The sequence below is a fragment of the Kitasatospora sp. NPDC036755 genome, from assembly GCF_040636595.1.
Classification (GTDB): domain Bacteria; phylum Actinomycetota; class Actinomycetes; order Streptomycetales; family Streptomycetaceae; genus Kitasatospora.
In genome coordinates, this window is sequence record NZ_JBEZUT010000341.1 from 1 (window position 1) to 9,210 (window position 9,210).

At 74.5% G+C, this 9,210-nt stretch carries 10 protein-coding genes; 8 read left to right on the plus strand and 2 right to left on the minus strand.

Annotated elements, in window-relative coordinates; genetic code table 11:
* The 6 genes from AB0E96_RS34180 to AB0E96_RS34205 all read left to right on the plus strand — a co-directional run.
* On the plus strand, window positions 1-856 hold an 856-nt coding region (locus tag AB0E96_RS34180), incomplete at its 5' end, for a carbon-nitrogen hydrolase family protein (RefSeq protein ID WP_359829687.1).
* The gene (locus AB0E96_RS34185; protein ID WP_359829688.1) at window positions 853-2,004 is read left to right on the plus strand and encodes a cupin domain-containing protein; all 1,152 of its coding nucleotides are present in this window, start codon (window positions 853-855) and stop codon (window positions 2,002-2,004) included. The genes AB0E96_RS34180 and AB0E96_RS34185, both read left to right, overlap by 4 nt.
* 17 nt (window positions 2,005-2,021) lie before the next feature.
* Entirely contained in the window at window positions 2,022-2,978 is a 957-nt protein-coding gene (locus AB0E96_RS34190; protein ID WP_359829689.1) for a fumarylacetoacetate hydrolase family protein, read from the plus strand.
* 106 nt (window positions 2,979-3,084) lie between these two features.
* Window positions 3,085-3,840 (plus strand): Asp/Glu racemase, encoded by a 756-nt coding sequence (locus AB0E96_RS34195; protein WP_359829690.1) that lies wholly within the window; start codon window positions 3,085-3,087, stop codon window positions 3,838-3,840.
* A 118-nt stretch (window positions 3,841-3,958) separates the two neighbouring features.
* The gene (locus tag AB0E96_RS34200; RefSeq protein ID WP_359829691.1) at window positions 3,959-4,801 is read left to right on the plus strand and encodes a PaaX family transcriptional regulator C-terminal domain-containing protein; all 843 of its coding nucleotides are present in this window, start codon (window positions 3,959-3,961) and stop codon (window positions 4,799-4,801) included.
* Window positions 4,798-6,417: an amidohydrolase gene (locus AB0E96_RS34205; protein WP_359829692.1), complete on the plus strand. Its 1,620-nt coding sequence runs from the start codon at window positions 4,798-4,800 to the stop codon at window positions 6,415-6,417. The genes AB0E96_RS34200 and AB0E96_RS34205 overlap by 4 nt, the downstream gene beginning before the upstream one ends.
* 7 nt (window positions 6,418-6,424) lie before the next feature.
* On the opposite strand, the gene AB0E96_RS34210 is transcribed toward AB0E96_RS34205, so the two are convergent.
* Both AB0E96_RS34210 and AB0E96_RS34215 read right to left on the minus strand, forming a co-directional pair.
* Window positions 6,425-6,943, minus strand: a complete 519-nt coding sequence (locus AB0E96_RS34210; protein WP_359829693.1) for a universal stress protein — start codon at window positions 6,941-6,943, stop codon at window positions 6,425-6,427.
* A 95-nt stretch (window positions 6,944-7,038) separates the two neighbouring features.
* Window positions 7,039-7,656, minus strand: coding sequence for a hypothetical protein (locus tag AB0E96_RS34215; RefSeq protein ID WP_359829694.1), 618 nt, complete (start codon window positions 7,654-7,656; stop codon window positions 7,039-7,041).
* A gap of 125 nt (window positions 7,657-7,781) precedes the next feature.
* Between AB0E96_RS34215 and AB0E96_RS34220 the strand changes: the two genes are divergently transcribed.
* A complete protein-coding gene (locus AB0E96_RS34220) occupies window positions 7,782-8,423 on the plus strand; it encodes an alpha-ketoglutarate-dependent dioxygenase AlkB (protein ID WP_359829695.1) in 642 nt (213 codons plus the stop codon).
* Window positions 8,424-8,653: 230 nt separating this feature from the next.
* The coding region (locus AB0E96_RS34225) for a VOC family protein (RefSeq protein WP_359829696.1) at window positions 8,654-9,210 on the plus strand (557 nt) is incomplete at its 3' end.

A 9,210-nucleotide genomic window follows, 5' to 3' on the forward strand; every position in this document is an offset into this window, starting at 1 on the left:
CGCCGAACTGGTGGTCTTCCCCGAGGTCTTCGTGCCCGGTTACCCGTACTGGAACTGGACGATGAACCCGGTGCAGGGCTCGCCCTGGTTCGAGCGCCTCCACCGGGCCGCCGTGGACGTCCCCGGGCCGTACGTCGACACCCTGCGGTCCGCCGCCCGGCAGGCCGGCGTGGTGCTGGTGATCGGGGTCAACGAACGCGGCGGGCCCGGCGTCGGACTGCTCTACAACACCCTGCTGGTGATCGACGCCGACGGCGAACTGCTCAACGCGCACCGCAAGTTGATGCCGACCTGGGCCGAGAAGCTGACCTGGGGACAGGGCGACGGCAGCACCCTCCGGGTGCACCCGACCGCCGTCGGCCCGCTCGGCGCGCTGGCCTGCGGCGAGAACACCAACCCGCTGGCCCGCTTCACCCTGCTGGCCCGGGGCGAACTCGTCCACGCCGCCTGCTACATCGCGCTGCCGGTGGGCCCCGAGGACTACGACATGGCGGACTCGATCGCGCTGCGCACGGCCGCGCACTGCTTCGAGGGCAAGGTGTTCGCCGTGGTCTCCTGCTCCACCGTCTCGCCCGAGATCGTGGAGCTGATCGCCGGCGACGACCCGCGGGTCCGCAGACAACTCGCCCGCCCGCACAGCGCCCTGTCCGGGGTCTTCGGCCCGGACGGCCGCGCCGTCACCGAACCGCTGGTGGACGACGAGGGCATCGTGTACGCCGAGATCGACCTCGGCCGCTGCGTCCAGCCCAAGCAGATGCACGACATCGTCGGCCACTACAACCGCTTCGACGTCTTCCGGCTGCGGGTGGACGACCGTCCGCTGCGGCCGCTGACCCTCCCCGAGGAGGAGGCATGACCACCGTCGACCCCACCCCCACCCGGGACGACCGGCGCGGCGACGACCACGACGACGACCGGATCGGCCGGGCCAGGGTCACCGACAGCCCCGAACTACGCGCCTACTACCGTGAGTTGGCCGAACACCAGGCCGGCGCCCTGTGGACGGTCGCCAACGAGATCGAACCCTGGTACCCACAGCCCAGGTCCGTCCCGGTGCTCTGGCGCTACGCCGACCTCCGCCCCCTGGTGCGCAAGGCGCTGCCACTGGTCAAGGCCGACGACGCCGGGCGCCGCGTGGTGATGCTGGTGAATCCCGGCCGCCGCGAACTGAGCGCCGCCGTCGGCCTGTTGTACACCGGACTGCAGATCATGGGCCCCGGCGAGGCGATGACCGCCCACCGCCACCAGGCCTCCGCGCTGCGCTTCGTCCACGAGGGCACCGGTGCCTGGACCGTCGTGGACGGCCAGAAGCTCAAGGTCGGCCCGCGCGACTTCGCGATCACCCCGAACAGCACCTGGCACGAGCACGGCAACGAGGCCGACGACGCCCCGGTGATCTGGCAGGACGGCCTGGACATCCCCCTCGTCAACACCCTCGACGCCAACTTCTACGAGGTCCACCCGGAGCTCTACCAGCGGCCGGGGCCGGTCACCGGCTCCTCGCTGCTCAGCTACGGCGGCAACCTGCTGCCGTACGGCGTCGAGAAGTGGTCGCGGCCCTACTCCCCGCTGTTCGGCTGGCCCTGGGAACCCAGCTACGACGCGCTGTGCCGGCTCTCCCGGGCCGCCGAGGGGTCGCCGCACGACGGCGTGATCATGGAGTACACCAACCCGGCCACCGGCGGCCCGGTGATGCCGACCATGTCCGCCCACCTGCAGCTGCTGCGCCCGGGCCAGGCCACCCGCGCCCACCGGCACACCGGCTCGGTGGTGTACACCGCGGCCAAGGGACGGGGCGCCTCGGTGATCGCCGGGCAGCGCTTCGAGTGGCAGCAGGGGGACGTCTTCGTCGTCCCGTCCTGGGCCTGGCACGAACACACGAACCTCGACCAGGGCGAGGACGCCTGCCTGTTCTCCTTCAACGACTTCCCGGTGATGCGCTCGCTCGGCCTGTACCGCGAGGAGGCCCACCCGGACGGGCAGCAGCCCACCATCACCGCCTGACCAGGAGCCCGACCACCATGCACCTGCTGACCTTCCGCACCGGCACCGGCACCGCCGCCGCCCACGGCACGTACGAGGCCGCCCACGGCACCGAGCGCCCCGACGCCGCCGCCGACGCCCCTCGCCTCGGCGCCCGGCTCGACGGCGACCGCGTCGCCGACCTGACCGCCCTCGCCACCGCCGCCGGAGTCCGGCTCCCCTCCGACCTCCTCGGCCTCATCCGCGCCGGGGAGCCGGCCCTGGCCACCGCCCGCGCACTGCTCACCGGCTCCCCGGCCACCAGGCCGCTCGCCGAGGTCGCGCTGTGCGCACCGCTGCGCCCCGGAAAGATCATCGGCGTCGGGCTCAACTACGTGGAGCACGTGGCCGAATCGCACCGCACCCTGGACACCGACCGCGAACTGCCCGACCGCCCGGTGCTGTTCGGCAAGCCCTCCACCGCCGTGACCGGCCCGGGCGGGCCCATCCTGCACAACGCCGAGCTCACCAAGCAGCTCGACTGGGAGTGCGAACTCGCCGTGGTGATCGGCGCACCGGCCTTCCGGGTCGCCGAGGAGGACGCGCTGCGGCACGTGTTCGGCTACAGCATCGTCAACGACATCAGCGCCCGCGACCAGCGCCGCTCCGGCCAGTGGTTCTTCTCCAAGGGCCAGGACAGCTACGCCCCCTTCGGCCCGGTCGTGGTGACGGCCGACGAGATCCCCGACCCGCAGCGGCTCGACCTCTCGCTGAAGGTCAACGGCGAGCTGCGGCAGGACTCCAACACCCGCCACATGCTCTTCGGCGTCGCCCGGCTGATCGCCGACATCTCCTCCGGTGTCACCCTGGAACCGGGCGACGTCATCTCCACCGGCTCCCCCTCGGGCGTCGGCGCCGGGATGGTGCCGCCGCAGTTCCTCCGGCCCGGTGACCTGGTCGAGGCCACCATCGAGCGGATCGGCACGCTCGCCAACCCGGTCGTCGACGCCCGCTGACCGCGCCGGTCGGCGCCCGACGCTCCGATCGTCGACCCGGCCTTCGACCCGGCCGTCGCCGCCTCGCCGCCACCCCGCCCCGGAGCCGGAAAGGACCGTCCACCCGATGACCACCACCTACCGGATCGGCCAGATCGTCCCGAGTTCCAACGTGACCATGGAGACCGAGGTGCCCGCCCTGCTGCGGGCCCGTGAGGCGGTCGCCCCCGAGCGGTTCACCTTCCACTCCAGCCGGATGCGGATGACCAGGGTCACCCCCGAGCAACTGCGCGCCATGGACGCCGAGTCCGACCGCTGCGCCGCCGAACTCTCGGACGCCCGGGTGGACGTGATCGGCTACGCCTGCCTGGTCGCCGTGATGGCCACCGGCCCCGGCTACCACCGCGAGGCCGAACGGCGGCTGCACCTGCGCACCATCCAGAACGGCGCCCCCGCGCCCGTGGTCACCAGCGCCGGCGCCCTGGTCGCCGGACTGCACGAACTCGGGGCCGCGAAGGTCGCCATGGTCACCCCGTACCTGCGGCCGCTGGCCCGCACGGTGGTCGAGTACCTCGCCGCCGAGGGCATCGAGGTGCTCGACCACGCCGCCCTGGAGATCGCCGACAACCTGGACGTGGCCGCCCACGACCCGGCCCGGCTGCCCGCGATCGCCCGCGGCCTGCGCCACGCCGACGCGGACGCGGTGGTGCTCTCGGCCTGCGTGCAGCTGCCCTCGCTGTCCGCGGTCGAGGAGGCCGAGCAGCAGCTGGGCAGGCCGGTGGTCTCGGCCGCCGTCTGCACCGCCCACCAGCTCCTGCGCGCCCTCGGCCTGCCCGCCTTCGCCCCGGGGGCGGGACACCTGCTCTCCGGCGCGTACGCGTAGCAGACCGTTCCGGCCGTTCCGGTCCGATCGCCGGAAGCGGCAAAGATCGGCAAGGCACGTCCCAGGGCCCGCACCGTCGTTATGATCGCCACCAGTCGCCGGGGAGGAGGGACCGCACATGTCCGAGAGCACGCCCCGGCCGAGCTCCCTGATCCACACCGTCTACGGCGAGTTCGTCCGCCGGCTCGGCGGCTGGATATCCATCGCCGACCTGATCGCCCTGCTGGCCGAGCTGGACGTCGACGGCCCGGCCGTCCGCTCGGCGATGTCCCGGCTGAAGAAGGCCGGCACCCTGCTCCAGGAGCGGCGGTCGGCCATGGGCTACCGGCTCGCCCCGGCGATGGAGCCGGTGTTCGAGGAGGGCGACCGGCGGATCTTCCACAGCCTGGAGCCCGCCGAACTCCTCGACGGCTGGGTGGTGGCGGTCTTCTCGGTGCCGGAGTCCGCCCGCGCCCACCGCCACCAGCTGCGCTCCCGGCTGAGCTGGCTCGGCTTCGGCAACGCCGCCCCGGGGGTCTGGCTGGCACCCGCCCGGCTGCTGCCGGACGCCCGTCGGCTGCTGGACCGGCTGGGGCTGAGCGCCTACGTCCACCTGTTCCTCTCCGCCGAGTACGCCGGGTTCGCCGATCTCCGTGCCGCGGTGGCGAGTTGGTGGGACCTCCCGGCGATCGGAGCGCAGTACGCGGCCTTCGCCGACGCCTGGCGCCCGGCCGCCGAGGAACTGCGCGAACGGTCCCCGGTCGACCCGGCCGAGGCGTTCCGCGACTACGTGCCGATGCTCACCCGGTGGCGCCGGCTGCCGTACCTGGACCCGGGGCTGCCCGCACAGCTGCTGCCCGCCGACTGGAACGCGGTGCCGGCCCGCGCGGTGTTCACCGAGTTGCACGGACTGCTCTCCGCGCCCAGCCTCCGGTACGTCGAGAAGGTCACCGGCCTGTCCCGCCCCCTGGAGTCGCGATGACCGCCCCCGCCCCCGCCGACCTGCTGATCCGCGCCGCCGCCGTGCACACCCTGGTGCCCGGCGAGCCGCCCCGCCGGGCGATCGCCGCCACCGGCGGCCGGATCACCGCCCTCTCCCCCGCACCCGACGGCCTGGACGCCCTGATCGGCCCGGACACCGAGGTGGTGGACGCCCCCCGCTCGACCGTGCTGCCCGCCTTCGACGACACCCACACCCATCTGATCCTGGCCGGCCACAGCGTCCACGGCGTGCCGGTGCACCGGGCCCGCGACCTCACCGGGTTCCTCGCACTGATCCGCGAGCGCGCCGCCCGCACCCCCGCCGGGGAGTGGATCCACACCGCGGTGAACTGGCAGGAGGTGCTGCTGGCCGAGCAACGGATGCCCACCACCGGGGAGTTGGACGCGACCACCGCCGAGCACCCGGTGCTGGTGCGCCGCGGCGCGTACAACATGGTGCTCAACTCGGCCGCGCTGCGGCTGGCCGGGATCACCGAGGCCACCGAGGCACCGCCCGGCGGCGTGATCGAGCGCGACGAGCACGGGCGGCTCACCGGCCGGCTGGTCAACCGGGCGGTCGAGCTGGTCGAGCGGGTGCTGCCGCGCCCCACCCTCGCGGAACGGATCGACGGCCTGCGCGCCGCCTCCACCGGGTTCGCCGCCACCGGCATCGGCACCGTCCGCGACTGCCTGGTGCCGGTCGAGGACCTCGACGTGCTGGACGCCGCCCGGGCCGCGGGCGCCCTGGCCGTCCGGGTGCGGGCGCTGGTCTCCGGTTTCGCCGCCCGCACCCCGGAGCAGGTGGACGCCCTGCTGGACCGGATGGACGACTGGTCCGCCGCCGGCCGCGACGACGACCGGGTGAGGCTCTGGGGCGTCAAGTTCGGGATCGACGGCGGCTTCGAGGCGGGCGCGGTGGAGGAGCCCTACCGGGGGCAGCCGTGCTACCACGGCCGGCTGCTCTGGGAGCCGGCCGAGCTGCGCGCGGCGGTGGAGCGGGTGGTCGGGCGGGGCCGGCGGGTCGGCGTGCACGCCTGGGGCGACCGCGGACTGCGGGTGCTGCTGGAGGTCTTCGCGCAGGTCGTCGAGCGCCACCCCGGTCTGCCCCCCGGCGCGCTGGTGGTCGAGCACGGCGGCCTGGCCCGCCCCGAACAGCGGGCCCGGGCGATCGCCCTCGGCATCCCGGTGACGGTCCAGCACCCGCTGCTGCACGACGGCGCGCTCACCCAGCAGCGGGCCTGGGGCGAGGAGCGCACCGCCGCGCTCTTCCCGCTGCGCGAGTGGCTGGACGAGGGCGCGCTGATCACCGGGGGCTCGGACTTCCCGGTCGGCCCGTACGGCGCGATGGCGTCGGTGTGGGGCATGACCACCCGGGGCACCACGGCCGGGGTGGTCGGCCCGGAGCACGCGATCGGCCGAGCCGAGGCGATCGCCCTGCACACCGTGAACGCGGCCCGGCTGACCGGCGAGAGCGCCGTGCGCGGCAGCCTTCGGCCAGGGGCGTTCGCCGACCTCACGGTGTGGCCGACCGATCCACTGAGCTGCCCGACGGACGCCCTGCGCGAACTGCTACCCACCCGGACCGTGGTCGACGGGTTGACCGTGCACCGCAGTTGACGGCTCGTCAGGCCGCCGCGAGCTCCCGCAGGTCGATGCCGCGGTGCAGCGCGCGCAGGTCCTCGTGCAGGGTGGACGGCGGGACGGCGAGCACGCCGCAGCGGGCCCGGTTCACGCAGCGCCGGGCGACCGAGCGGCGCGCCAGCCCGCGCAGTCCGGCCCGCAGGCCGCGCTGCTCACCGGTGCTGACCACCAGCAGGTCACCCGGGCGGTCGGCGAGCCCGGTCAGCACGGTCGCGACCTCTCCGCGCACGACCAGCGGCCGCACCGGCACGCCGATCGACAGCCCGCCGAAGGCCTGCTCCAGCGCGCTCGCCATCCGCGCCTCGGCGAGTTCCTGCCAGGCGCGCAGCAGCGGCGGGCACGGCCGGGCGCGGTAGTTGCGCTCGCCGCCGACCGGCGTCCAGGCCAGCACCGGCACCAGGACGGCCCCCCGGACCCGGGCCTCCTCGGCCGCCCGGTGCAGGGCGGTCAGGCTGTGCAGTGAACCGCTGACTCCGACGATGACGCGGGCGCCGTCCGACATGATCCTTCACTTTCCGATGCCAGAACTCTTCTATGTCTGCGATTAGATTGCCACACCCCTCATTTGGCCTGCAAATCTAAGGCATTCACTGAATATCACCTTGCATCGCCGGGCATACCCATGCCCTGGCCGTCGATCGGACGGACCTCCTGGAGCAGCCCCCAGGTGAAGTCGGCCTCGCACCGGCGCGGCCGGCCGTCGGCGTCCGGGGCCGTGAAGTCCAGCCGGAACCTGGTCGGCGCGCTCCCCTCCCGCGGCACGGCCGGCGGGAACGCGGCGCCGACGTCGCCCACCACGCAGCCCCACGGCGCGAGGTCGGCCAGGGTGCGCAGCACGGGCGCCGGCGCGTCCGCCGCCCGCACCAGCCACTCGTTCAGCACCGGCCCGCCGATCTCCGCCGGGCCGAGCAGGACCTCGAAGCGCAGTTCGGGCCAGAGCGGCAGCGTCCACTGCCGCGCGACGCAGGCGAGGTCGCCGATCCGGCGCGGCACGCTCGCCCCGGCCGGGCCGAGCACCGCGGCGTACCGGGCGCCGCCGCGCGGGAACCCCGGCGCGCGGACCATCGCCTGCCAGCGCTTGTTGGCCTCCCGCATCGAGGTCCGGGTGGCACCGAGCCGCCGCACCGCCTCCTCGACCGGTCCGGGCCGGAAGTCCGCCATCCGACGCAGCAGCACCAGCTGGAACTCGGTGACCCCGAAGCCGTTGATCGCCATACCCGAAGCCTAGGGTCTGTCGTCAAACTCGCGTCTGCGGGGCGAACGACGGGAGTTTGACGACAGACCCTAGAACCCTCTCCGATCTTCGAGCACATGTTCGAATCAAGGCGTACGCTGGCCTCATGCACGGCACCGTCCACCTCCAGCCCTCGCTGTTCGACGACGCGGACCGCGGCGGCATCGGGCTCGGCCCGCTCGACGGCCTGCGGCGGCAACCGCTCGGCGACGGTGCCTGGCTGGATCTGCTCCCCGGCTGGCTGCACGGGGCGGACGAGCTGTTCGAACAGTTGGCGGCCACCGTGCCCTGGCGCGCCGAACGCCGCGAGATGTACGAGCGGACGGTCGACGTCCCCCGCCTGCTGGCCTCCTACCCGGCGCAGGCCGAGCCGCCGCACCCGGTGCTCGGCCAGGCCCGGGCGGCACTGAGCCGGCACTACGCCCGGGAGCTCGGCGAACCGTTCCGCACCCTCGGGCTCTGCTACTACCGCGACGGCCGGGACAGCGTGGCCTGGCACGGCGACCGGTTCGGGCGCGGCGCCCGCGAGGACACCATGGTGGCGATCCTCTCCGTGGGCGAGCCGCGCATCCTGGCCCTGCGGCCCCGCGCCGGCGGCGCGGCGGTCGTCCGCCACCCGCTCGGCCACGGGGACCTGGTGGTGATGGGCGGCTCCTGCCAGCGCACCTGGGAACACGCGATCCCCAAGACGGCCCGCCCGGTGGGCCCGCGGATCAGCGTCCAGTTCCGGCCGTACGGAGTCTCCTGAGGCGCGCCCGCCTGCGCCACGCCCCGCTTGCCACCCGTCCGCCGGGCGCGGAGGCTGACCAGTGGGACCGACGGCGCACCGGCCCGGACACCGCGCGCCGTACGACGAGCGCGGACCGGCCCGAACACGCCAAGCCCGGCACCGCGCACCCCGAAGACCGCAGGCACCAACCCCGCCGGCCCGAACCCCGCCGACACCAACCCGAGCGCCGCGCCTGCCAGGAGGGCCGCATGCCGAAACCGGGCAGCCACCGCGCCGGGGTCCCGTGCTGGGTCGTGCTCGGCACCCCGGCCCCAGCGCGGGCGCAGGCCTTCTACGGCGCGCTGTTCGACTGGGAGTTCGTTCCGACCGGCCCCGGCGAGGCGGTGGCCACCCGGTACGGCGTCCACGTCGCGGCCGTCGAACGGGCCCGGCCGGCCGACCCGCCCGCCGCCTGGACCACCTTCCTCGCCTGCCCCGACCTCCCCCGCACCGCGGCCGCCGTCCGGGCCGCCGGCGGCCGCCTCGCCCGCGACCCGTACGAGGTGGCCGAGCAGGGCCGTGCCGCGATCGCCGTCGACCCGCTCGGCGTCCGCTTCGGCCTCTGGCGGGCCGGCACCATCGACGGCGCCGGACTGGTCGACGAACCGGGCGCGTTCGCCTGGAACGAGCACCTCTCCTCCGATCCCGACGCCGCGCGGGTCTTCTACCGCCGCCGCCGTGCACCAGGGCGTGCCGCCCGCCGCTGCGCCAGGCACCGACGGCCGCGATCCGCACCGCGTCCCAGAGGGCCTGCTCCGCGGGAACA